23 protein-coding genes and 1 pseudogene are annotated in these 23,894 nt (G+C 42.2%); 22 read left to right on the forward strand and 2 right to left on the reverse strand.

Features of this window, described 5'->3' with window-relative positions; all coding sequences use genetic code 11:
- Positions 1-30: 30 nt before the first annotated feature.
- Positions 31-777 carry a nickel pincer cofactor biosynthesis protein LarB gene (gene larB / locus KNL20_RS07160; RefSeq protein WP_230399906.1) on the forward strand — a complete coding sequence of 249 codons (747 nt, stop codon included), beginning with the start codon at positions 31-33 and terminating at the stop codon, positions 775-777.
- Positions 774-2,039: a nickel pincer cofactor biosynthesis protein LarC gene (gene larC, locus KNL20_RS07165; RefSeq protein WP_230399907.1), complete on the forward strand. Its 1,266-nt coding sequence runs from the start codon at positions 774-776 to the stop codon at positions 2,037-2,039. Before larB ends, larC begins: the two co-directional genes overlap by 4 nt.
- Here larC and KNL20_RS07170 read toward each other — a convergent pair.
- Positions 2,036-2,590, reverse strand: a complete 555-nt coding sequence (locus KNL20_RS07170) for a biotin transporter BioY (RefSeq protein ID WP_331468352.1) — start codon at positions 2,588-2,590, stop codon at positions 2,036-2,038. The two genes, larC and KNL20_RS07170, sit on opposite strands and share 4 nt — an antisense overlap.
- 249 nt (positions 2,591-2,839) lie before the next feature.
- Between KNL20_RS07170 and KNL20_RS07175 the strand changes: the two genes are divergently transcribed.
- From KNL20_RS07175 to KNL20_RS07190, 4 genes are all read left to right on the forward strand, one after another.
- Entirely contained in the window at positions 2,840-3,892 is a 1,053-nt protein-coding gene (locus KNL20_RS07175; protein ID WP_230399908.1) for an inorganic phosphate transporter, read from the forward strand.
- A gap of 35 nt (positions 3,893-3,927) precedes the next feature.
- Positions 3,928-4,548 (forward strand): DUF47 domain-containing protein, encoded by a 621-nt coding sequence (locus tag KNL20_RS07180; protein ID WP_230399909.1) that lies wholly within the window; start codon positions 3,928-3,930, stop codon positions 4,546-4,548.
- 211 nt (positions 4,549-4,759) lie between these two features.
- Positions 4,760-6,061, forward strand: a complete 1,302-nt coding sequence (gene eno / locus KNL20_RS07185; protein ID WP_230399910.1) for a phosphopyruvate hydratase — start codon at positions 4,760-4,762, stop codon at positions 6,059-6,061.
- A gap of 136 nt (positions 6,062-6,197) precedes the next feature.
- Positions 6,198-8,048, forward strand: a complete 1,851-nt coding sequence (locus KNL20_RS07190) for a glycoside hydrolase family 20 zincin-like fold domain-containing protein (protein WP_230399911.1) — start codon at positions 6,198-6,200, stop codon at positions 8,046-8,048.
- Positions 8,049-8,075: 27 nt separating this feature from the next.
- Here the strand turns inward: KNL20_RS07190 and KNL20_RS07195 are convergent, their stop codons facing one another.
- Positions 8,076-8,936 carry an AraC family transcriptional regulator gene (locus KNL20_RS07195; protein WP_230399912.1) on the reverse strand — a complete coding sequence of 287 codons (861 nt, stop codon included), beginning with the start codon at positions 8,934-8,936 and terminating at the stop codon, positions 8,076-8,078.
- Between the two features lie 163 nt (positions 8,937-9,099).
- Here KNL20_RS07195 and kduI point away from each other — a divergent pair, with 163 nt between their 5' ends.
- The 16 genes and pseudogenes from kduI to rplU all read left to right on the forward strand — a co-directional run bounded on the left by kduI (position 9,100) and on the right by rplU (position 23,888).
- A complete protein-coding gene (gene kduI / locus KNL20_RS07200) occupies positions 9,100-9,960 on the forward strand; it encodes a 5-dehydro-4-deoxy-D-glucuronate isomerase (protein ID WP_230399913.1) in 861 nt (286 codons plus the stop codon).
- 47 nt (positions 9,961-10,007) lie between these two features.
- A complete protein-coding gene (locus tag KNL20_RS07205) occupies positions 10,008-10,811 on the forward strand; it encodes a gluconate 5-dehydrogenase (RefSeq protein ID WP_230399914.1) in 804 nt (267 codons plus the stop codon).
- An 8-nt stretch (positions 10,812-10,819) separates the two neighbouring features.
- Positions 10,820-11,608 (forward strand): DUF7402 domain-containing protein, encoded by a 789-nt coding sequence (locus KNL20_RS07210; protein ID WP_230399915.1) that lies wholly within the window; start codon positions 10,820-10,822, stop codon positions 11,606-11,608.
- 22 nt (positions 11,609-11,630) lie between these two features.
- Positions 11,631-12,752, forward strand: a complete 1,122-nt coding sequence (locus KNL20_RS07215; protein WP_230399916.1) for a glycoside hydrolase family 88 protein — start codon at positions 11,631-11,633, stop codon at positions 12,750-12,752.
- 845 nt (positions 12,753-13,597) lie between these two features.
- Positions 13,598-14,104: a helix-turn-helix domain-containing protein gene (locus KNL20_RS07220; protein ID WP_230399917.1), complete on the forward strand. Its 507-nt coding sequence runs from the start codon at positions 13,598-13,600 to the stop codon at positions 14,102-14,104.
- 219 nt (positions 14,105-14,323) lie between these two features.
- On the forward strand, positions 14,324-14,671 hold the full coding sequence (locus KNL20_RS07225; protein WP_230397403.1) for a transposase: 348 nt from the start codon (positions 14,324-14,326) through the stop codon (positions 14,669-14,671).
- Positions 14,661-15,479 (forward strand): IS3 family transposase, encoded by an 819-nt coding sequence (locus KNL20_RS07230; protein ID WP_230397402.1) that lies wholly within the window; start codon positions 14,661-14,663, stop codon positions 15,477-15,479. Before KNL20_RS07225 ends, KNL20_RS07230 begins: the two co-directional genes overlap by 11 nt.
- A gap of 114 nt (positions 15,480-15,593) precedes the next feature.
- A complete protein-coding gene (locus KNL20_RS07235; RefSeq protein WP_268966550.1) occupies positions 15,594-16,325 on the forward strand; it encodes an IS1380 family transposase in 732 nt (243 codons plus the stop codon).
- A gap of 273 nt (positions 16,326-16,598) precedes the next feature.
- Entirely contained in the window at positions 16,599-17,012 is a 414-nt protein-coding gene (locus KNL20_RS07240) for a hypothetical protein (protein ID WP_331468353.1), read from the forward strand.
- 12 nt (positions 17,013-17,024) lie between these two features.
- Entirely contained in the window at positions 17,025-17,384 is a 360-nt protein-coding gene (locus KNL20_RS07245; protein ID WP_230399920.1) for a YccF domain-containing protein, read from the forward strand.
- A gap of 244 nt (positions 17,385-17,628) precedes the next feature.
- The gene (locus KNL20_RS07250) at positions 17,629-18,627 is read left to right on the forward strand and encodes a hypothetical protein (protein ID WP_230399921.1); all 999 of its coding nucleotides are present in this window, start codon (positions 17,629-17,631) and stop codon (positions 18,625-18,627) included.
- Positions 18,628-18,758: 131 nt separating this feature from the next.
- Positions 18,759-20,617, forward strand: a pseudogene (locus KNL20_RS07255) (TIGR03960 family B12-binding radical SAM protein).
- A complete protein-coding gene (locus KNL20_RS07260) occupies positions 20,607-21,314 on the forward strand; it encodes a TIGR03936 family radical SAM-associated protein (protein WP_230399922.1) in 708 nt (235 codons plus the stop codon). The pseudogene KNL20_RS07255 and the gene KNL20_RS07260 overlap by 11 nt, the downstream one beginning before the upstream one ends.
- The gene (locus KNL20_RS07265) at positions 21,307-22,491 is read left to right on the forward strand and encodes a ribonuclease E/G (protein ID WP_230399923.1); all 1,185 of its coding nucleotides are present in this window, start codon (positions 21,307-21,309) and stop codon (positions 22,489-22,491) included. The genes KNL20_RS07260 and KNL20_RS07265 overlap by 8 nt, the downstream gene beginning before the upstream one ends.
- 82 nt (positions 22,492-22,573) lie before the next feature.
- A complete protein-coding gene (locus KNL20_RS07270; RefSeq protein WP_230399924.1) occupies positions 22,574-23,446 on the forward strand; it encodes a DegV family protein in 873 nt (290 codons plus the stop codon).
- A 136-nt stretch (positions 23,447-23,582) separates the two neighbouring features.
- Complete coding sequence (gene rplU, locus KNL20_RS07275; RefSeq protein WP_230399925.1) at positions 23,583-23,888, forward strand: 50S ribosomal protein L21; 306 nt, start codon at positions 23,583-23,585, stop codon at positions 23,886-23,888.
- Positions 23,889-23,894 lie beyond the last annotated feature (6 nt).

Below are 23,894 nucleotides of genomic sequence, written 5' to 3' on the forward strand. Positions count from 1 at the left end.
TTAAAGACGCAGCAGAGAAGAGGATGAAGTATGGAAATTCAGGAAATATTAAATCAGGTAAAATCCGGCGGATTATCGGTGGAAGATGCGGAGAAGAGGATAAAGAGCAGGTCTTTTGAAGAGATGGGCTACGCAAAGCTCGATATGAACAGAAAAGCACGGACCGGCTTTGCAGAAGTGATATACTGCAGTGGAAAAACAGATGAGCATCTGTTAAATATCTTTAAAAAGCTATATGAAGAAGAGGGAGAGGTATTCGGTACAAGGGCAACTCCGGAACAATATGCGTTCATAAAAAAGCACTATTCCGAATCGGAATATGATCCCTTATCTCATATTATCAAAATAGAGAAAAGCGGTAAAAAGAAAATAGGAAAGATTGCAGTCTGCACAGCCGGAACAGCCGATATCCCAGTGGCGGAAGAGGCTGCACAGACAGCCGAATACTTTGGGGCCTATGTGGAGCGGACCTATGATGTGGGTGTCAGCGGCATCCACAGGCTGTTTTCCAGGCTCGATAAAATTCAGGATGCCAATTGTGTGGTGGCTGTGGCCGGCATGGAAGGGGCACTTGCAAGTGTGCTTGGAGGACTTGTGGAAGTGCCGGTGATTGCTGTACCTACCTCAATCGGCTATGGTGCCAGTATGAAAGGGCTTTCCGCCCTTTTGACTATGATAAATTCCTGTGCAAATGGAATTGCAGTTGTAAACATAGATAACGGCTATGGAGCAGGCTACATAGCGACACAGATTAACAGACTGGGGGTTCGGGAATGAGCAGAACATTATATTTGGAATGCTATTCAGGAATCAGCGGAGATATGACGGTGGCTGCACTTCTGGATTTAGGAGCTGACGAGTGCGTGCTTGAAAGGACGCTGAAAAGCCTTCCGGTAAAAGGGTATGATACCAGAATCAGCAGAGTGGTGAAGTCCGGTCTGGATGCCTGCGACTTCGCGGTAAATCTGGATAAGGAGCATGAAAATCAGGATCATAACATGGAGTATCTTCACGGACATGATTCACACGGACATAAGATACAAACACATCATCATGAACACCGGGGATTGCCGGAAATTCTGGAGATTATCCATGCATGCGATATGACAGACCGTGCCAAAGGAACAGCCTCCAGGATTTTTGAGATTTTGGCCAAGGCCGAGGCCGAGGCTCATGGTGTTCCTGTAGAAGAGGTCCATTTTCATGAAGTGGGTGCCGTGGATTCCATTGTGGATATTCTATCTGTGGCTGTTTGTCTGGATAATCTGGACATTACCGAGGTGATTGTTCCTGTTTTATATGAGGGCAGGGGTACTGTCCGCTGCCAGCATGGGATATTACCCATTCCGGTACCGGCTGTGGCGAATATAGTTGCTGCGCACAGACTTCCGATTAAAATTACAGGCATAGAAGGGGAACTCATAACACCTACAGGGGCTGCAATTGTGGCGGCTATACGTACTTCAGACAGGCTGCCGGACAGGTTTATGATAGAAAGGACAGGGTTAGGCGCCGGGAAACGTCAGTATGAGGGACCCGGGTTACTGCGTGGAATTCTGCTGGGAGAAGATCTGCCGGAAAAAGAATCAGAAGAGAAGGATGTGATCTGTAAACTGGAATGTAATATCGATGATTGTAGTGGAGAAGCTTTGGGGCTGACCATGGATTACCTGTTTGAAGCAGGTGCCAGGGATGTTCACTATACACCGGTTTATATGAAGAAGAACCGGCCGGCATATCAACTGAACGTGATCTGCTCCGTTACAGATACACAAAAGATGGAACAGATTATCTTTGCGAACACAACCACAATCGGAATCCGGCGGGTAGAGATGCAGCGTTCGGTACTGAAACGGGAATTAAAAACTCTTGAAACATCCTTTGGAAAGCTGAGATATAAGATATGTAGAGCAGGAGAGCAGTCAAAAGTTTATCCTGAATATGAAAGTATTGCCTGCCTCAGCAGACAATACAAAATCTCATATACCGAAGCGTATCAGCTTGCCCTGACCTGCTATAAAAAAGAAACAGAGCTCTAAGCAATGCGGTCAAATGCTTTTGTAAGGCGTCCGCGCAGAACCAGGGCCAGAATAATCTTAAGAGTATCCGGTATGATAAAGGGAACCACGCACCATCCCAGTACGGTTCCCAGGGCTACCGGCCCTTTGCTTTGCGTATAGACAACCATAAACCAGGCGGTTCCAAATGCATAGCAGACAAGCAGTCCAAGAAACATGGAAACAGCTGCGGCCCAGAGTTTTTTTCCAAGAAGTGATTCCATCGCCCACATAACTAAAGCAGAGAAAAGAAAGCCCGTGATATAGCCGCCTGTGGTTCCTGCAAGTGCTCCGATTCCGCCGGTAAAATTGGAGAAAACCGGAATACCGATAAGCCCAAGAAGTATATAGACACCTACGGAGCATGCTGCACGCTTTCCCCCAAGTACGCCAAAGGTCAGAAATATTGCAAAAGTCTGCAGTGTGAATGGAACTACATAGGGTATGGAAATCCAGGAACATATAATAATTAAAACTGTAAATAATGCCACATAAACCATGTCATATGTCTTTTTTCTGCTATTCGTAATCACACAAATACCCTCTTTTCTATGTATTTATTCTAAAAAAATACTAGCATTACAGTCGGAATCTGTCAACTGCTTTTATAGTAAAAGCATTTTGAAAAAGATTGACAATAAAATAGTCCTGTGCTAAGATTTCAAAGAAGGCCTATTGATTAATGAGAAGCGGGGAGACCGTTTTTTTTGTGCCTCATCCAGTATATTTTTCTAAATATACGCAAAAGAAGGAGGGCCCGTAAGGGCTGGGAAAAAGTACGTATGGATATTACATTTTCAGGTTTTATCAGTCAGATGATGAGCAGTCCCGTGCTGTTTATCGCAATCGCACTGACGCTTGGTGTCATCTTTGTCAATGGATGGACAGATGCGCCGAATGCAATTGCAACTTGTGTCGTTACCCGGTGCATGGGTGCGAAACAGGCAATCATCATGTCGGCAGTATTCAATTTCTTCGGTGTTTTTATCATGTCGATGATTAATTCGACCGTAGCCATGACAATTAAGAATATGGTTAACTTCGGAGGAAATAACGAGAATGCACTTGTGGCTTTATGCGCTGCAATGGCAGCAATTGTGATCTGGGCTGTAGCAGCCTGGTATTTCGGAATTCCCACGAGTGAAAGCCATGCCCTGATCGCCGGACTGTCCGGAGCTGCTATTGCTTTACAGGGCGGTATTTCTGGCATTAATTTTGATGAGTGGATTAAGGTCATCTACGGATTGGTTCTCTCAACAGTACTGGGATTCTTCAGTGGCTTCTTTGTATGCAAGACAACTGTACGCATCTGCCGGAATATGGACAGGCGCTCTACCGATGGTCCGTTTACCTGGGCCCAGATCGCAGGTGGTGCTGCGATGTCTTTTATGCATGGGGCACAGGATGGACAAAAGTTCATGGGAGTTATGCTGCTGGGCGTCTTCCTCGCCAATGGACAGGATACTACTACGGGTGTCGTGCTTCCGGTATGGATGATGCTGTTGTGTTCTGCCGTTATGGGAATTGGAACTTCCATAGGGGGAAAGAAAATCATAAAATCCGTGGGTATGGATATGGTAAAGCTGGAAAAGTATCAGGGATTTTCCGCAGATGTTGCGGCTACCTTCTGCCTCCTGCTCTCTACGTTGTTTGGGATACCGGTCAGCACTACGCATACAAAAACCACGGCAATTATGGGTGTAGGAGCTGTGAAGCGCCTGTCTGCGATTAATTTAAATGTTGTAGTTGACATGGTTCTTACCTGGGTTCTTACATTTCCGGGGTGTGGTTTTATCGGATTTCTTATGGCAAAAATTCTGATGGCCATTGCGTAATCAAAGATTGTTTCATTGTGAAAGGATAAAACATTATGAAAAAAAGCGATATGGTTTATTTTGACGGCTTCAGGGATTGTGTAGACTGTGCCTGCCGCGCAGCAAAGTTTCTGGAACAGGTACTGGTTGATTATCATATAGATACAGTGAAAGACCAGATGGATCAGCTTCATGAACTGGAACATGAAGGAGATACAAAAAAGCATGAAATCACCCGGGTTTTAACGAAGGCCTTTATTACTCCGATTGAGCGGGAAGATATTGTGGAGCTAAGCGGTAAAATTGATGATATCACCGACTCTATAGAGGATGTGCTGATGCATATCTATGTCTGCCAGGTTCCGGAAATCCGTCCGACAGCCATCGAAATGGTCAAGGTTGCAATTGCATGCTGTGAAACTTTAATTATTATCATGGAAGAATTTGCAGATTTTAAGCATTCAAATAAACTGAACCAGAACATAATTAAGATTAATGATCTGGAGGAAGAAGGCGACAGGTTATATATCAAAAGCATGTACGACCTGCACAAGAACTGTACCAATCCGCTGGAAGTGATCGCATGGAGAGATATCTTCGGATATATCGAAAAGTGTATAGACAAATGTGAGGACACAGCTGATATCGTACAGATGGTAGTAATGAAAAATTCATAATCATACCGAAACAGGAATTGAATCTTCGAAGTGGGGATTTTTCCTGTTTTTTTAAATTATATTTTTAGCTGCCAGATATTGATATTTGAGATAAAATCTGGTAGAATATAAGTAAATTAGTTAATGCTAACTAATCTTGTTTAAAACCTGCAGATACAAAACAACAGTGTAATAAATAACACGAAATTCAGATGAAAGGAAGCGTTAGATTATGGACTATTTATCAATTGAAAAAATAATTGGACGGGAGATCATTGACTCGAGAGGAAATCCGACGGTTGAAGCGGAGGTACATCTGGCGGACGGAACAATAGCCAGAGGGGCGGCTCCAAGCGGAGCGTCTACCGGAGAGTTTGAGGCACTGGAGCTGCGCGATGGTGACAAAGGCCGTTTTGGAGGCAAGGGAGTTTCAAAGGCGGTACATAATATCAATACCGTTATAAATGAAACTCTGGCAGGCATGGATGCATCCGACATCTACGGAATTGATGGCGCGATGATGCAGGCAGATGGTACAAAGGATAAATCCGAATTAGGTGCAAATGCCATACTGGCTGTTTCCATCGCATGTGCGAAAGCGGCAGCGATTTCTCTGGATATTCCGCTTTACCGGTTCTTAGGCGGTATCAATGGAAACAGATTACCTGTTCCGATGATGAATATCCTGAATGGCGGTGCACATGCTGCAAATACAGTAGATGTTCAGGAATTTATGATCATGCCGGCCGGTGCCGGAAGTTTCCATGAAGGTTTACGTTGGTGTACGGAGGTATTCCATACACTTGCTGCCCTTCTGAAATCCAAGGGACTTGCAACCTCCGTAGGGGATGAGGGCGGATTCGCACCGGATCTTGCCAGTGATGAGGAGGCGATTCTATATATCCTTGAAGCAATAAAGAAGGCCGGATATGAACCCGGAAAAGATTTTGTACTGGCTATTGACGCAGCTTCCAGCGAATGGAAAGGAGCAGCAAAGGGAGAGTATCTGCTGCCGAAGAGCAAAAAGAAATTTACTTCTTCTGAACTGGTTGAACACTGGGCAGATCTTTGCAGCAAATATCCTATCTATTCCATCGAAGATGGCCTGGATGAAGAGGATTGGGAAGGCTGGCAGATGATGACTGAAAAGTTGGGAGGAAAAGTACAGCTTGTAGGTGATGATTTATTTGTTACCAACACAGAGCGCCTTAAAAAGGGAATTGATATGGGCTGTGCTAATTCCATACTGATTAAGCTAAATCAGATCGGATCTGTCTCCGAGACGTTGGAAGCTATCAAGATGGCACATGCGGCGGGATATACCTCTATAGCTTCCCATCGTTCCGGTGAGACCGAGGATACAACCATAGCTGATCTTGCAGTAGCACTGAATACCGGACAAATCAAGACTGGTGCGCCAAGCAGAAGTGAGCGGGTGGCTAAGTACAATCAATTACTCCGTATTGAAGAGGAATTGGGAACTGCCGCAGTTTATCCGGGATTCGATGCCTTCCATATCCGCCGCGATTCATAACAGACATGGATTCATAATAAGGTAAGCAGAGGCTGCGTATGAATGAGTACGCAGCCTTTGTATGTAAAAAAATGATCTGGTAATGAGAAAGGAATCTATGGTATACTGTCCATAAATATAAATGGAGGTACCAACAATGTACATAATTCCAAGACCACAGAATCTGGAAATCAGTGAGGAAAGATGCTGCCTTCCTTATTTTGGGAATATTTTGATTGATACGGAATGTGCGGGGGAGGTCTATGAACTGGCGCGAATACTTCAGGAAGACCTGATAGATAACACAGGGTTTGTTTACAATATTTCACGTGGGAAAGGGAAAGGGCCGATTTTTCTGTCACAGGATAAAAAACTGAAGGAAGAACAGTATATGCTGGATATCCGGAAAGAAGAGATTCGAATTACGGGCGGAAGTACACAGGGAATTCTTTATGGGATACAGACCTTGAGGCAGATTCTGTCTCAGGAGGGAGGAATGCTTCCCTGTCTTTCCATCAACGATTATCCTGACATGCCTGTCAGGGGATTTTACCATGATGTTACCAGAGGAAGGGTACCTACTTTAAACTGGCTGGAAAAGCTTGCCGATACGCTTAGCTATTATAAAATTAATCAGATGCAGTTATACATAGAACATAGCTTTCTGTTCGAAAGTTTAAGTGAAGTATGGAGAGACGATACACCGCTTACGGGTGAGGAGATTATGGAACTGGATCAATACTGTGCTGTAAGAGGGATTGAGCTGGTTCCGTCCCTGTCTTCTTTCGGACATCTGTATAAACTGTTATGTACCAGGCAGTTTCGGCATCTAAGCGAAAGAAGTGATGCAGGGCAGGAACCCTTTGGCTTCGTAAGCAGGATGGAGCATCACACAATCGATGTTTCCAGTGAAGAAGGTTTTGAACTGATCAGGGAGCTGCTGTCGGAATACATGCCTTTGTTTTCTTCTAAGAAGTTTAACATCGGGGCAGATGAAACCTTTGATCTCGGAAAAGATAAAAACCGGAAGAGAGCGGAGAAGGAAGGAGTGCCTGCACTTTATATGGAGTATGCAGGAAAGCTGTGCGCCTTCGTGGCAGAGCAGGGCTATACACCTTTGTTATGGGGAGATGTCATGCTCCAATTCCCCGAGCTTGTACAAAACCTGCCCGAAGGAACCATCTGCTTAAACTGGGGATATTCGCCCCTGCAGACAGAGGATTCCACAAAAACCTACGCAGAACATGATGTGGCCCAGTATGTGTGTCCGGGTGTGAGTGGCTGGAACCAGCTGCTGAATCTGATGGAGGGCGCTTACAGTAATATCAGCCGTATGTGCAGCTATGCAATGAAATACCATGCAGCAGGTGTGCTGAATACGGACTGGGGGGACTTTGGACACATTAATCATCCGGAATTCAGCATACCGGGAATCATCTATGGAGCTGCCGCCTCCTGGAATTACGGTGCATTTCCTGCTTATGAAGAGATGAATAAAGAAATTTCCAGAGTAGCGTACCGGGATGAATCCGAAAATATTGTCGGAATTCTGGGAACCTTAAGTAAGCAGCAGAGCTTTGGATGGCCGGATCTGGTATATTGGAAGGAACGCTTTCATATGGCTTCCAAAGAAAAACGTACGGAATTCTGGAATCGCCGGGAGGAGATAATCAAAACCTCCGGAGAAAAAAATCATATCATAGATGACTGCATCTGCGAATTGACCAGTAGTATCTCTTCTATGGATACGAAAACCAGAACTATGGTTCCGTCCTTTTTAATTGCAGCAGAAGGCATGCGGCTACTCAATCAGATTGGAGTGCTTATTCTCGAGACGAAAAAAAACCTGAGAAAAGACCTGAAAGAATCTTCACTTGAAACTGCCAGAAAACTGGAAGAGTGGTATTACAGATATAAGATGCTTTGGCGTACCGTAAGTAAGGAGTCAGAACTTTACAGGATTGGTGAAGTGATATTCTGGTGTGCAGATTATTTAAGAGAAATGTGAATATTTGGCTTTTTAATTCTGATATCATCAGCTTAAACTTAAGTTGGCATATTTCTTAGGGGATATGCCAACTGTTTTTGTAAATGCCTTTACAAAATTACTGTAATTATTGTATCCACACTGCCCACAAACTTCATTCACACTAAGGCCCTCCGCTAATAGTGACTTGGCTATACTGATTCTTCTGGCAGTGATATATTTATTAATGGTCATACCTGTTGAAGATTTAAATATCCTGCAGATATAGGAAGTACTGATATAAAATTGAGATGAGATACCCTCCAGCGAAATATCCTCCTGCAAGTTCTGATTAATATAGTTAATAATGTCATCTACCTGCTTATTGTATTTTATACTGACCATTTTGGCCGCCTCTTCATGCTTTACCAAATATCCATTATTTAATAAAAGCATTAATTCTGTAAAGGCAGTCCGTTCAATAAGATCGCTTCCGTAGCCGTTTGCTGAAGTGATTTTATTAATATAGTATAAAAAACGCTGCTGAGCCTCTTTATCCAAAGATATCTTATGGCTGAACCCTTTTTCCCGTTTTGTAAAACAATCACTTAAATCCGTAGTCTTAGTAGAAATTTTTTTAATAAAATCAGGATGTATGGATATTACAATTCTTTCATGCACTTCTTTTTCAACCTGGGATATATAATGGCTTTCATACTGATTAATCACAAAAGCATCTCCGGGGTTAATAGAATAGAACTTATTATCAATAAGAAATTGCTTTCCGCCAAAAACAGAATAATAAACTTCATAGCAATCATGGATATGCATATTCATGACTTTTTCTTCTTTATATAGGTGAGCGATGGCAAAGTAATTTCCCTCAATTGCATTTTTTATGGAAGTTTTACAATTTGACAGTTCTTTCATAGCAGTATCCTTTCCACATATTTTCAGGCAAGTACTATAAGTATAAAAGAATTGTTCACAATTTGCAATGTTTTATGGAATAAATGATAAGAAATATAAAATATAGAATGATATACTAAGAATGACACTTATAAGTTTAAAATCAAAAAGGGAGGTATATATTTTGGAGATAAGAACAGCAACATCCCCAAAAGATGTAAAGCATTATACTACAGACAGGCTTAGAGAGGAATTTTTGATCCAGAAGCTTTTTTTGCCCGGGGAAATTAAATTTGTGTATAGCCACAATGACCGTATTATTATAGGTGGGGCAGTGCCGGAGGCACCGATTCAGTTAACAGCCGGAGAGGAACTGAAGGCAGAATATTTCCTTCAGAGAAGAGAAATGGGCGTTATTAACATTGGGGGAAAAGGCAGTATTATCATTGACGGAAAATTGTATATCGTAGAGAACAGAGAGGGTATGTATATCGGAATGGGCGCTAAGGAAATTACCTTTGCCAGCGAAGATATAAACAATCCTGCAAAGTTTTATATAAATTCAGCCCCGGCGCATAAAACCTATAAGACGGTTCTGATTAAGCCGGAAGGTGAAGAGGCAGAGGATGTAGTGATTGTGAAAGGCGCCAATAAAGTGGAATTGGGCAGCTTAGAGGAATCCAATCACAGGACCATCTGTAAATATATACTTCCGGGGCAGGTGGAAAGCTGTCAGCTGGAGATGGGTATGACAAAGCTGGAACCGGGAAGCGTCTGGAATACCATGCCGTGCCATACGCATGAAAGAAGGATGGAAGTGTATATGTACTTTGATATGGACGAAGAGGCTTTTGTGATGCATTATATGGGAGAACCAGATGAAACAAGGCACATTGTCATGAGAAATGAAGAAGCAGTCATATCCCCAAGCTGGTCTATTCATTCCGGCTGCGGAACAAAAGCATATACGTTTATCTGGGGGATGGTTGGAGAAAATCAGGATTATAATGATCAGGATTTTATTGCCATGGGCGATTTAAAGTAGCATGAGAACCTATGCGTATACATTGAGCCGATTGAGGAGGAGTCATTATGAAGATTTTGGATAGTTTCTCACTGGAAGGAAAAGTGGCATTAGTTACAGGGGCAGCTTATGGAATTGGGTTTGCCATTGCAGAGGCTTATGCATCAGCAGGAGCCAGGGTTGCTTTTAACTGTAGAAGCCAGGAGCATATGGATATTGCGATGAAAAACTATAACCAGAAAGGGATTGAAGCAAAAGGGTATATCTGCGATGTGACAGATGAAAAGCAGGTCGTAGATATGGTTGCAAATATTGAAAAGGAACTGGGGACAATTGATATTCTTGTGAATAATGCAGGTATCATCAAGAGGATACCCATGACCGACATGAGCACAGAGGAATTCCGGCAGGTGATAGACGTTGACTTAAATGCTCCTTTCATAGTGTCAAAAGCAGTCATACCAGGCATGCTGAAAAAAGGACATGGCAAGATTATCAATATCTGCTCTATGATGAGCGAATTAGGGAGAGAAACTGTTTCTGCATATGCAGCTGCAAAAGGTGGGCTCAAGATGCTGACAAAGAATATTGCATCGGAGTATGGCGAATTTAATATACAGTGTAACGGGATTGGGCCCGGATACATTGCGACGCCGCAGACAGCACCCTTAAGAGAAGTGCAGTCAGATGGGTCAAAACACCCATTTGACCAGTTCATTATAGGCAAGACTCCGGCAGCCCGCTGGGGAGAAGTTGAGGATCTGCAGGGTCCGGCTGTATTTCTTGCTTCGGGTGCTTCTGATTTTATCAATGGCCATATTCTCTATGTAGATGGTGGAATTCTCGCATATATTGGAAAGCAGCCGAAGTAGGAGGAATTATGGTCTTAACATTAAGAGTTTTAGATGTTCATAATAAGATTTTGGCTTTAGAACAGGGTGAAGATGAAGTGTCCCTTGTATACACAAAAGAATATAAAGAAGGAGACCACATCGAACTGGGGCTCTCTCAAAAAGATGCATATCTGATGCTCCAGATGGATGATGCCCTTGGGAAAGCCTTTACTTATGTAACAGGAGCAGTTACCTATACAATACCTTTCGGTGAGAAAAGGATCAGCTATTCTCCAAAAGTATTTACAGGAAACCGTCATATGATAACTGCCAGAGTGGCTAAGGAAGCAGAAATTCGTGGGTATAAAAATCTGGCTTTTAATGTAATGGACCAACATGGAGAAACCAATTGTTATCCACATGCATGGGCCAACGTAGAGACGAGGGGAGAATCTGTATTTGCAGCAAGAAATGCCATTGATGGGGTCACAGAGAATCGCTCTCATGGGAAGTGGCCTTATGAATCCTGGGGAATTAACAGACAGGAGGATGCATGGATGACCGTTGAATTTGGAAGAACGGTAGAGGCTGATACAGTTGTACTTTATACAAGAGCAGATTTTCCCCATGACAGCTGGTGGAAACAGGTCACATTAAGTTTTTCCGATGGCTCTTTTATAAAGTGGGATTTAGAAAAAAGTGAGAAACCTCATCGTATATCCTTTAAAAAGAAACAGATTACCTGGGTGAAGTTACATAGTTTGATAAAAGCTGAGGATGCATCTCCATTTCCTGCCTTGAGCCAAATTGAGGTGTATGGGACGGAAAGCAGATAAGTAAAACGGAGGAGAGAGTAAGATGGACGAATTACAATGGGCAGGGGCAGTATCAGAAAAAATTAAGAAAAAGCTTGAAATCACAGCCAGGAGAAATGCACATAAGATTCCTTACACAACAAAAGACGGGGTTTTTGACGACAAATCCAAGGATGAGATTTGCTGGTGGACAAATGGTTTCTGGGGTGGAATTATGTGGCAGATGTATCATGCCACAGGAAATGAGTTATATCTCAATATCGCTAAGTCAAATGAAAAGGAATTAGACCGTAATCTGATGGACGCGCAGGGAATGGACCATGACAGTGGCTTCAAATGGCTTCCAACGGCGGTTTGCGATTATCGGATTACAGGAGATTTGGATGCACGGAACAGAGGACTTCTGGCAGCCGGCAATCTTGCAGGACGTTTCAATCCGGCCGGTTCATTTATCCGTGCGTGGAATGATAACGGAGATGCGGGCAAAGCCGGATGGGCAATCATAGACTGTATGATGAACCTGCCCTTGCTGTACTGGGCATACGCAGAGACAAAAGATTCGCGGTTTCAGCAGATTGCGGCTGCACATGCCGATATGGCAGAAAGATACTTCGTGCGTCCGGATGGCTCTGTAAACCATATCGTGGCCTTTGACCCTGTATCCGGAAAATTTGTTGAAACCTTCGGCGGGCAAGGATACGCGGCAGGCTCCTCCTGGACGAGGGGACAGGCATGGGCACTTTATGGATTCATACTAAGCTACATACATACGAAGAAGGAATCCTACCTGGATACTGCAAAACATGTGGCAAATTATTTTATTGCAAATATTGGACCAGATGCACTGATACCTGTGGATTTCAGACAGCCTGAAGAATGCGGGCTCGAAGACAGTACTGCATCTGCAATTGCGGCTTGTGGGCTGCTTGAGATTGAGAAATATGTTCCGCAGAATGAAAAGCATATCTATCATCAGGCAGCCATACGACTGCTGCAGGTGCTGGATGAAAAACGTTGTAACTGGGAGGAAAACAGTGATAATATTCTGGAAAAATGTACAGGAGCGTTTCATGATGAGGAACACGAATATTCGATTATCTATGGGGATTATTATTTTATAGAAGCGATATGGAAATTGACCGGACAGGAAATTTTTATCTGGTAAGAAGCGGATAGCAGGTTTGTTGAAATCTACTATGAAATAACAGAAAGATATGTTTATTTGCCCATGGGGGCGGGGGCTTTGAAAAATCATGACTACCGACTAAGCCGGTAGTCATGATTTCCCTGGTAAAAAGTTTTACTTTACCATATTTCTCGTCTCCATGCTCAGCATTAAATATTCTTCGTCTGCTGTCAGCCACTATGTTTAGGCCGTGTTTAGGCAACAGGCTATATACAACTTTAAAATCAACACCATTAATAAATACCTATGGATTTGCATTTATTTTATATTTCTGATGCGTTGGAATAAAACATCAATAAGTACCAGGTTATCTTTTTCAATAACAGCTGTATCCGAATCCTGAAAATTAATTTCTGAGTTATGCAACAGTAGCGTGCTGGGATTTTTTGTTTTTATACACCAGCTTAGGACAACGGTAACTGATAGCACGAAAAAAACACAGAATGCTTTTAGAAATTTTTTCCGTCTTACTCATAAATGCTCCATCTCACTTCTGGGAATTCCACTGTTCATCGTTACTCTGGCAACTATGTTAATTGGGCGGGGACTAACCTATGTGGCACTGCAGGCTCAAACTAAGGGGCCGCTTCCGAATATTTATAATGCAATCGGTGACAGCAGTCAAAAAATCTTCCTTTGAGTACATAAAAATCCTCCTCTTTTAATAAGTTTGTAGCCAATTCTATTTTTTTGTTTTATAATAACATGGATAATATTTAATTAAACATACTCGAAAAGTTGAAACTAAAAGCACAAAGGGACTACAATTTGTACCCCGGAAAATAGAAACTTTTTTCAAAGACTGCTGTGTTGTTTCTCATGAGATGGATTATATCTGCGTTCGTAATCTGACGTTGAGTAATGAATCGGCGTTTCATGAGCAGCTTTCCTTATTTCTGAGGGAGAATGTCGCAAAAGCGGGAATCAGCAATTCTTTTAAAGGTTTTTTATATTGGGATATGTACATGTGTCAGGCATACGATGCTATGGAACTCGGAAGAGAGATTCATGCACATTTCTGGCATTACAACTTTAAAGACTATGCCTTTGCAGCAATGCTCAAAGAGAGCACAAAAAAATATCCGGCAAAGGAGCTGATTTCCCCGACATTGAATACTCTTTGCCAATACGATAAGAAGCACAAAACAGATTTATATCACACACTGGATGTATATCTTCGGCAAAACTGCAGTGCTACACATACTGCAAAGGAATTGTATATTCAAAGATCATCTGTTCTGAAACGACTGGAAAAAATCAAGAGACTAACGCATATTAACTTAAGTATGTATGAAGAAAAAATATATATAATCCTGAATTATTCACGCTGACGTAGTCAGTGCCTAGTAACACCTCTTTATAACTGTGTTTTTTGTGCTTATTACTTTCATCTAAAAAGTGAAGTCTAGATATAGAAAAAAGGCATCTTCTTTGTTAAAATGAAGTCACCACAACAATCTATAATGGTCTCATAAATTAAGACACTTTCCCAGACAGATTTTAATGAATCTGATATACTAAAATCAGTATGAAAGAAAGGATTCATTGCTATGTCCAGACAAAGAAGAAACTTTAGTGCCAAATTTAAATCAGACCTTGTGATTGAGTTACTTAAGGGAGAGAAAGATCTCAATACCCTTGCAACTGAAAATAATATTCAACCCAACTTACTCCGTAACTGGAAGAAAGAATTCCTAAACAACGCTTCTGCAGCATTTGACGACAAGCGAGAGGAAAACCTCAAAGATAAGCTTGCAGAAGAACGCAAAGAGAAGTCGGAGTATGCCAAAAAGGTTGGTCAGTTAACCATGCAGGTTGACTGGCTCAAAAAAAAATCTGAAGAAATTTGTGGACCTGACTACGAGAGTAAGTTTAGTCCAAAACCTTTTGACGACTAAAGAATTACCTGCTTCTGTCGGGGCAAAGCTCCTGGATATCAACCGCACCAGCATTTATTACAAAGGAACGCCTGTATCAGAGGAAGAACTGGCTTGTAAAGAGATCATTGATCACCTTCACACAGATAATCCGACCTGGGGTGCCAGGCAGATGTCAGCACAGTTGAAGCTTCGTGGTTATCATGTTGGTCGCCGGAAAGCACGCCGCTACATGAGCGAAATGGACATTCATCCAATCTACCCAAAGATGAACCTTTCGAAGCGGATGCAGCAAGCTAAGGTATTCCCTTATCTTCTCCGCAATGCTGTCATAGACAAGCCTAATCAGGCTTGGTCGATTGACATTACATATATTCCCATCCGGCATGGATTTTTGTACCTGACTGCTGTAATCGACTGGTACAGCCGCTGTATTGTCGGCTGGGAAGTCGATGATACACTTGATACCCGAATGGTTGTCAATGCCTTGAAAAAGGCTTTTAAGGTTGCAAAGCCACAAATTTTAAATTCCGATCAAGGATGTCAGTTTACAAGTCAACAATATATTGAATTCTTAAAGAAAAATGGAATTCGCCAAAGCATGGATGGGAAAAGCCGTTGGGCTGACAACATCATGATTGAACGCTGGTTTCGTAGCTTCAAATATGAAGAAGCGTACCTTACACAATATAACAATATCAAAGAAGCCAGAGCCGCTATCGGACGATATATTTTCACTTATAATTTTGAAAGATGTCATTCTGCCCTTGACTATCAAAAACCGGCTGAATGCTACTACCCGGCAATGCTACTGCCCTATGTAGCTTGATGCATATATGGATCTGGGGGGTGTTCCACTGCCTTCCCCATACTCCTTGTCACTTATCCACCATATCAGTTCATTATAAAAATCTTAGATTTTTGTCTTGACAACTGAGCCACTATAGGTGCACCTAACTTTTTGTATCCACTTTTGCTTGAGTTACAAGATGAGTATCCAGAAACAAACCTATTCCTTCGTGGTGATAGCGGCTTTGCTGATGTCCTCATGTATGAAAAACTTGAAACAAATAAAACGTCATATGCCATTCGATTAAAAGAAAATGGACGTCTGCGAAAACTTGCTTCTGAAATCGAACATGAACTTTATGAAAAGACAATCCAGAATCAAATCGACTATGCTGTGGTTTATGGTAGCATAAATTACATTGCAGATAGTTGGCACCAACCAAGGCGGGTTGCAGTAAAAATCGAAAAACCTTACGGTCAAATGGCACATCATTACACTTTTATCGTTACAAATATGGAACTAAAGGATGAAGATATCATTCGATTTTACTGTAATCGTGGTCGTATGGAAAACTTCATTAAAGAATGCAAGCTAGGTTTCAACATGGATTCCATGAACAGCCATAGTATGACAGTCAATGCAAATCGCCTTCAAATAAGTATGTTGGCGTATAACCTTTTTAATTGGTTTCGTCGACTTGTATTACCAGCAAAGTTGCGTAAACTGCAGATAGATACCATTCGATTAAAGCTGTTTAAAATAGCTGCAAAGCTAATTCATTCAGCACGATATCTTAAGTTCAAACTCTGTAGTAGCTGCCCTTATCAGGAGCAATTTATAAAAACACTAATTAACATTAAGAACTTAGATCCAAAGCTTGAATGATAGTTTTGGTGGACATTGACAATCTGACAGAAAATCAAACTTCCTAGGGGTAGTCTACTCTTTTTTAGGAAAGGTGGCAGTCAGATTGATTCGTTAGCCAATCTTGAACAGAAAATTTTGAGCAACTATCTATTTTCTGTCAAGATGAATAATTCAGGATAATGACATCCTATTATATTATGGAACACTCTATTTGATGTGTTTTAGGTAAAAAGACAACTTGCCACAGGGCTTGCTTACAGGAAAGAGAGGACAAATATGAGGAACGAACTTATGAAACGAGAACTGCAGGAGGCATTCACAGCAGGTGAACAGGCACTTCGGAGCCTATATGCAGCCAGAGAAAAACTTGGTTCTGCAAGAAACTGGGGGATTTTCGACATGCTTGGGGGAGGTCTGATCAGTGATCTGGTAAAGCACTCCAAAATGAACGACGCCGTATCCCTGATGGAGCAGGCAAAACAGGAACTGCATATTTTTCAGAGAGAATTGAAAGATGTTCAGGTATTCTTAGATCTGCGTATGGAGATTGGCAGTTTCCTTTCGTTTGCCGATTTTTTCTTTGATGGACTGGTGGCCGACTATCTTGTACAAAGCAAGATTGTGGATGCCAGAAATCAGGTAGATGATGCCATTCGGCAGGTGGAAATGATACTCGAAGACATAAAGAGACAGATAAACGAATAGGAGGTGCAGGGTATGGGGTGCCTGGGAAATCTGTTATGGTTTGTATTCGGCGGAGCGGTCAGCGGACTGAGCTGGTGTCTGGCAGGCTGCCTTTGGTGTATTACGATTGTGGGAATTCCGGTTGGGCTTCAGTGCTTTAAGTTTGCCGGACTTAGCTTCTTCCCCTTTGGGAAGGAAGTACGATACGGCGGCGGAGCAGGTTCCTTCCTGTTAAATATCATCTGGGTCATTGTATCCGGTCTGCCGCTGGCACTGGAGCACCTGATGCTGGGAGCAGTGCTGTGTATTACAGTTGTTGGAATTCCATTTGGCCTGCAGCAATTTAAGCTGGCGAAATTGGCTTTTATGCCCTTTGGTGCAGAAGTGTATTAAGATGGTAGACAGATGAATTAAAAGATTTCAGAAGACTTTTGGCATGTATAGCCTTTAGCTGCCGTTAAAATTTCATGCCCCGTCACCGGACGTTAATAAATATATATGAAAATAATAGTAAAAGTGTTGTATATTATGCCAAACAAACTATTTCAAGTCAATTAATAGAACAGAGTATAATCTTTAATAACAGATCAGAAGTATATGACCCGCTCTTTAAATCATCCTTATAGGAGGAATTCAGATGAAAAAAAACATTTGGTTAGCGAGCATTCTAGCAATTTTGATTTTCTCGGGTTGTAGTGATGTGTCCAGGGAGAGTCAGAATCAATCAATTAAGATACCAGGGCAGGAGAGTATTGATACAATACAACTGAATACAATTAGAGTGAAGCCAAAGGATTATGGGGCAGATAAACTTTCCTCACTGATTGATAACCTTGAATCAGCAACCCCTTTAAGTGCGGATGAGTCTGCTGCCTTATTTTATAAAGAGGAGTATAATCCTACAATCACATTTATTTACAAAGATGGGACAAAGGATATTTTTTACTTTTTTGAAAATTACGACATATGGTACCTGAAGACAGATGAAAAGCATTATTATAAGGATGCTGATTTTATAGATGATTATATTCATGGTGAGAAAGTTGATGCCCAATTCGTTCCTATAATATCCCCTGAATATTTTGAATTGAGCTTAAAACTTGCTCAGGAACAGGAAACTCCGGATATACCTTTTGCATTTATATATCTCGTACGGGGGAATATAGAATATAATGAATACACAGAAAAGGATGCTATTACCGAGGTAAGAGAATCGATGATTCATAATATGAAGGTGTATCAATATGCATTACAGTCTGATTATGACATTTCCGATGCTGAACTGTCTTCTGTTATAAATAAGTACGTATCCGATACTCTGAACTCTGAAGAATATATAGAATACGAAAAAGATTTAGAAGATGCAGGAATAACACTTCAGCAGTTGGCAGAGAAATATAAGGAGTCTATCCGTTATATTACAATTACAAACAAACTATATTTGGATAAACAAATTGAATTTAAGAATGGAAAAGATAAAGTGGGGGATAAGGTCTGTAAAAGTGTCGATGAATATTATAAAACGTTTATTGAGGATGTTGTCTACACTGAAATGAAGAATTATAACCTGGACAAATTTTCGTCTGAGTTGGATGTGGCAGAAAAAATGTACTTGGGAAAATATGGAGGTCAATAAAATTGGAAAGAATATAGTTTACGCTATCTTAAATGAGTTAACAGTTGTTTACGTATGCAACCCATGTTATAATCTTTATTTGTATACAATGCAAATATGTGTTTCACAAAATGTTAGAAAAGGGTAAGAACATGCGAAAATTAGCGTTAAGCGATGAGATACTGATGCAGATTGAGAAGCCTGCACGCTATATCGGCAATGAGGTCAATTCAGTAACTAAGGACGCGGGCAAGGTGGATGTGCGCTTTGCCATGTGTTTTCCGGACGTATATGAAATTGGTATGTCACATCTGGGTATCCAGATTTTATATGATATGTTTAACAGAAGAGAGGATGTATGGTGTGAAAGAGTCTATTCCCCCTGGCCTGACCTGGGTCAGATTATGAAAGAGGAACAGATTCCGCTTTTTGCGCTGGAATCTCAGGAGCCTGTCAATAATTTTGACTTTTTGGGTATCACGATTCAATATGAGATGTGTTACACCAACATTCTCCAGATTCTGGATTTAAGCCATATCCCGATCCTTGCAAAAGACCGGACCGGAGATGAGCCTCTGGTTATCGGAGGGGGCCTTGTACCTATAATCCGGAACCACTGGCGGATTTCTTTGATCTGTTCTACATCGGTGATGGTGAGACAGTTTATGATGAACTTCTGGATGCTTACAAAGCAAATAAAAAAGCAGGTGGAACCAGAGAGGATTTTTTACTTACAGCTGCTAAAATCGAAGGAATTTATGTTCCTTCCTTTTATGATGTTGCTTATCGGACAGATGGCACGATTGCATCCTTCCTGCCCAACCGAGAAGGGGTTCCAGCAGTGATTGAAAAGCAGATTGTGATGGATCTTCCAAATGCTCCATTTCCGGAGAAACCGGTGGTACCTTTTATTAAGGCCACACAGGACCGTGTAGTGTTGGAGATTCAACGTGGCTGCATCCGGGGATGCCGTTTCTGTCAGGCAGGTATGTTATATCGGCCGCTGCGGGAGAGAAACTGGGAAGACTTAATTGAGATAGCCAAAACCATGCTTGATGCCACCGGTCATGAAGAGATTTCTTTAAGCTCTTTAAGCTCTTCCGACTACAGGGATCTTCCGGAGCTTGTCAATCATCTGATTGATATTTGTAATGAAAGAGGGGTGAACATCTCGCTGCCTTCTCTTCGAATTGATGCGTTTTCACTGGATGTTATGAGCAAAGTCCAAGATATTAAAAAAAGCTCTCTGACGTTTGCTCCGGAGGCAGGTTCCCAGCGGATGAGGGATGTCATCAATAAGGGGCTGACGGAGGAAGACATTCTGGAGGGTGCCGGAAAAGCTTTTGCAGGCGGCTGGACAAAGGTGAAGCTTTACTTTATGCTGGGGCTGCCTACTGAAACAGAAGAAGATATCAAAGGGATTGCCTGGCTTTCTCAGAAGATTGCAGAGCGTTATTATGAGATTCCAAAAGAAGAGAGAAATGGAAAATGTCAGATAACGGCCAGCAGTTCCTTCTTTGTTCCAAAGCCATTTACCCCCTTCCAGTGGGCTGCTATGAATACGAAGGATGAGTTTCTGGAAAAAGCCAAAATCGTAAAGGAAGAAGTTCGTGCTCAGATAAACCAGAAAAGTATCAAATATAATTACCACGAGGCCGATGTTACCGTACTGGAGGGAATTCTGGCCCGTGGAGACAGAAGGCTGGGGCCAGTCATATGGAGGGCATATGAAAATGGGGCTGTCTTCGATTCGTGGAGTGAGTATTTTAAAGAGGAGTATTGGAAGGAAGCCTTTGCATCCTGCGGAATTGATACGAGTTTTTATACCACAAGAGAACGCAGTACAGCGGAGATACTTCCCTGGGATTTCATCAACATCGGTGTAACAAAGGAGTTTTTGGCGCGGGAATGGACGGCTGCTAAAGAGGGAAACGTCACACCGAATTGCAGGATGAGATGTTCCGGCTGCGGTGGCAAAAACTATGGAGGAGGTGTCTGCTATGAAGGTTAGAGTCAAATTTACGAAGACTGGATCCATGAAGTTCATCGGACACCTGGATATCATGCGATATTTTCAAAAGGCAGTGCGAAGGGCAAAGATTGATATCGCATATTCTGAAGGCTATAGTCCACATATGATTATGTCATTTGCAGCACCATTAGGTGTAGGGGTGACCAGTGAGGGAGAATATTTCGATATGGAACTGCGCTCAGCGGAATCCTCAGCAGAAATGGAACGGTGCATGAATGAAGCTATGGTGGAGGGCATGCATATTGTCAGTATCCACCGGATTCCGGAAGAAAAGTCCTCGAATGCCATGGCATTGGTAGCTGCGGCAGATTATTTTGTCACTTTTCGAGAGGGGAAAGAATTTCCCGAAGGCTGGAAGGATCAACTTGATGATTTTCTTGCACAGGAAGAGATTCTTTGTATAAAGCAGACGAAAAAAGGGGAAAAGGAAGTGGATATCCGCCCCTGGATTTATCGGATGGAGATTCGGGGAAATGGTATCTTCATGAAGCTTTCCAGTGGGAGTGTGAAAAATTTGAAACCGGAAATGGTGATGCAGGCACTCTCTTCTTATCTGGGATACCAGCTGGAGGAATATGCACTGATGATTCACAGAATCGAAATATATGCCAATTCAGTTGACGAAACAGAGGATAATCTGGTATCTCTAGAACGTTTAGGTGAAGAGATTGAGTAAAATATTAATTACACAGATGCCTTATAAAAATACAACGCTGCATGTAGCAGCACTTTCAGAGAAGAACAGAATTGTGGATTTATATGTACAAAAACAGGGAGAAGAACCCCTGTTGGGCAATATTTACGTGGGAAAGGTTGAGCGGGTCGCAAAGGATCTTAAAGCCGCGTTCGTTCGGATAAGTAAGGAGAAGGTCTGCTTTCTTCCCCTAAAAGAATGCCGGCATCCGGTTTATAAAATGCCGGGAAGGGAAGGGGAGCCTAAGGGAGGGGACGAACTGCTTGTACAGGTATCCAGGGAAGCACTTAAGGAAAAATTGCCTTCCGTATCGGCTAACCTGAATTTCACAGGAAAATATCTTGTATTAACTACCGGAGAAACCGGTCTGGGGGTTTCTTCGAAGCTGGGTTTTAATGAAAAGCAGCGTTTAAAGGCACTGCTGTCTCCTCTTAAGGAAGAAGCGATTGGTATTATTGTGCGAACAAATGCTGCCAATGCTTCGGATGAGCAGATTGTAGCAGAATATCAGGAACTACGCAAAACATGTGAGAAAGTTCTGGAATACGGAATCTCCCGTACCTGTTTTTCCTGTGTCAAAAAGGCTTTACCTCAGTGGGAGACACTGATCCAGAGCTTACCGGTAGAAAAGCTGGAAGAAATTGTTACGGATCAGCCCGGGGAGTATCAGGAACTGGAGCATTATCTGAGCAGATATCCTGAGGTATCACATGGCATTCTTCGCTTTTATGAGGATTCTATGTTTCCCATGTATAAGTGTTACCGTCTGGAGAAGGTCCTGGAAGATGCTTTGAAGGAAAAAGTCTGGTTGAAATCCGGTGCTTTTCTGGTTATCCAGCATACAGAAGCATTTATTGCCATAGATGTGAATTCCGGAAAAGCGGAAATGCATAGAAACCCCGAAGATATGCACCTTGGCATAAATCTGGAAGCGGTTCGCGAAATTGCATATCAACTGCGTCTGCGCCAGCTATCCGGTATTATTCTTATTGATTTTATCAATATGAAAAGCAGGGAACACAGACAGAAAGTGATACAGATGCTGGCAGAGTATCTGAAACAGGATCCGTCGCTGGCTGTTGTAGCCGATATGACGAAACTTCAGATTGTGGAAGTCACCAGACGAAAAACCAGGAAATGTTTGCAGGAGATTTTGTAGCTTTCCGAAAATGTTTTTTTGTGGTATGATGATACCAGGGTTAAAACAGGGGTCAAGAGTATTTACTTTAAGGAGGAATTTTATGCCGGACATAGCAATTGTAACCGACAGTAATAGTGGGATTACACAGGCAGAGGCAACAAAGCTTGGTATCGTTGTACTTCCGATGCCATTTTTTATTGATGAAAACATACATTTTGAGGGGATTGATCTGAGCCAGGCGGAGTTTTACGACTTTCTTAAACAAGAAGTTTCTGTCTCTACTTCCCAGCCATCGCCGGGAGATGTGATGGACCTGTGGCAGGACCTCCTGAAAGAGCATGAAGAAATTATCTATATTCCTATGTCCAGCGGCCTCTCCGCTTCCTGCGCAACATCCATGGCTCTGGCTGCAGATTTTGATAACCGTGTATTTGTAGTTGATAATAAACGAATATCCGTAACCCAGCGCCAGTCTGTTCTGGATGCCTTAAGTCTTGCCAAAGCAGGACGGACCGGGAAACAGATTAAAGAAACTTTAGAAAAGAATGCTATGGAGGCCAGTATCTATCTGATGGTTGATACTTTGCAATATCTGAAAAAAGGGGGACGTATCACTCCTGCGGCTGCTATGATCGGCACTGTGTTGAACCTGAAGCCGGTTCTGACCATCCAGGGAGACAAGCTGGATGCATATGCCAAGGTGAGGGGAGTCAGACAGGCCAGAAAAGTCATGCTGGAAGCTATGAAAAAAGATATGCAGAATCGATTTGCGGAGCCACTTTCAAAGGGGCACATGAGCATGCAGATTGCATACTCTTACGGCCAGGACGAGGCTGTAAAAGCCTGGCGTGCGGAGGTACAGGATGCTTTCCCGGATATGGAAATCAGCGAATCGCTGTTGGCTTTAAGTATCGTATGTCATACGGGACCGGGAATTCTGGCGGTTGCCTGTTCAAAAAAGCCTGCGATATAGAAAAAAATTTTTGATTTTATTGACATTTTTGTAAAGCTCTGTTATGATTTACAAGTATGCCGCACGGAGAGGTAAAAGTGTTGTCTTTTGAGCGACCACCGAATCCGGCGAGTAATGATAATAGGAGGTGTGCCATATGTACGCAATTATTGCAACAGGTGGTAAACAGTACAAAGTAGCCGAAGGCGATATCATTAACGTAGAAAAGCTTGGTGTTGAAGCTGGTGAAACTGTTACATTTGACAATGTACTTGCAGTAAACAACGAAAGACTCAAAGTTGGATCTGAAGTAGCCGATGCCAACGTAACTGCTTCCGTCGTAAAGAACGGAAAAGCAAAAAAAGTTGTGGTTTACAAGTACAAGAGAAAAACCGGTTACCACAAGAAGAACGGTCACAGACAGCAGTATACACAAGTTAAGATTGATAAAATCAACGCTTAACAGGTG

The sequence above is a fragment of the Novisyntrophococcus fermenticellae genome, from assembly GCF_018866245.1.
Taxonomy (GTDB): domain Bacteria; phylum Bacillota; class Clostridia; order Lachnospirales; family Lachnospiraceae; genus Novisyntrophococcus; species Novisyntrophococcus fermenticellae.

Coding starts and splice junctions, on each gene's coding strand:
- KNL20_RS07190 (WP_230399911.1), top strand. CDS start 6,198: ATGTACATAATTCCAAGACCACAGAATCTGGAAATCAGTGAGGAAAGA.
- KNL20_RS07240 (WP_331468353.1), top strand. CDS start 16,599: ATGAAACGAGAACTGCAGGAGGCATTCACAGCAGGTGAACAGGCACTT.
- KNL20_RS07245 (WP_230399920.1), top strand. CDS start 17,025: ATGGGGTGCCTGGGAAATCTGTTATGGTTTGTATTCGGCGGAGCGGTC.
- larB (WP_230399906.1), top strand. CDS start 31: ATGGAAATTCAGGAAATATTAAATCAGGTAAAATCCGGCGGATTATCG.
- KNL20_RS07270 (WP_230399924.1), top strand. CDS start 22,574: ATGCCGGACATAGCAATTGTAACCGACAGTAATAGTGGGATTACACAG.
- KNL20_RS07195 (WP_230399912.1), bottom strand. CDS start 8,936: ATGAAAGAACTGTCAAATTGTAAAACTTCCATAAAAAATGCAATTGAG.
- KNL20_RS07260 (WP_230399922.1), top strand. CDS start 20,607: ATGAAGGTTAGAGTCAAATTTACGAAGACTGGATCCATGAAGTTCATC.
- KNL20_RS07180 (WP_230399909.1), top strand. CDS start 3,928: ATGAAAAAAAGCGATATGGTTTATTTTGACGGCTTCAGGGATTGTGTA.
- KNL20_RS07210 (WP_230399915.1), top strand. CDS start 10,820: ATGGTCTTAACATTAAGAGTTTTAGATGTTCATAATAAGATTTTGGCT.
- KNL20_RS07250 (WP_230399921.1), top strand. CDS start 17,629: ATGAAAAAAAACATTTGGTTAGCGAGCATTCTAGCAATTTTGATTTTC.
- KNL20_RS07205 (WP_230399914.1), top strand. CDS start 10,008: ATGAAGATTTTGGATAGTTTCTCACTGGAAGGAAAAGTGGCATTAGTT.
- rplU (WP_230399925.1), top strand. CDS start 23,583: ATGTACGCAATTATTGCAACAGGTGGTAAACAGTACAAAGTAGCCGAA.
- KNL20_RS07225 (WP_230397403.1), top strand. CDS start 14,324: ATGTCCAGACAAAGAAGAAACTTTAGTGCCAAATTTAAATCAGACCTT.
- larC (WP_230399907.1), top strand. CDS start 774: ATGAGCAGAACATTATATTTGGAATGCTATTCAGGAATCAGCGGAGAT.
- KNL20_RS07175 (WP_230399908.1), top strand. CDS start 2,840: ATGGATATTACATTTTCAGGTTTTATCAGTCAGATGATGAGCAGTCCC.
- eno (WP_230399910.1), top strand. CDS start 4,760: ATGGACTATTTATCAATTGAAAAAATAATTGGACGGGAGATCATTGAC.
- KNL20_RS07215 (WP_230399916.1), top strand. CDS start 11,631: ATGGACGAATTACAATGGGCAGGGGCAGTATCAGAAAAAATTAAGAAA.
- KNL20_RS07220 (WP_230399917.1), top strand. CDS start 13,598: ATGGATTATATCTGCGTTCGTAATCTGACGTTGAGTAATGAATCGGCG.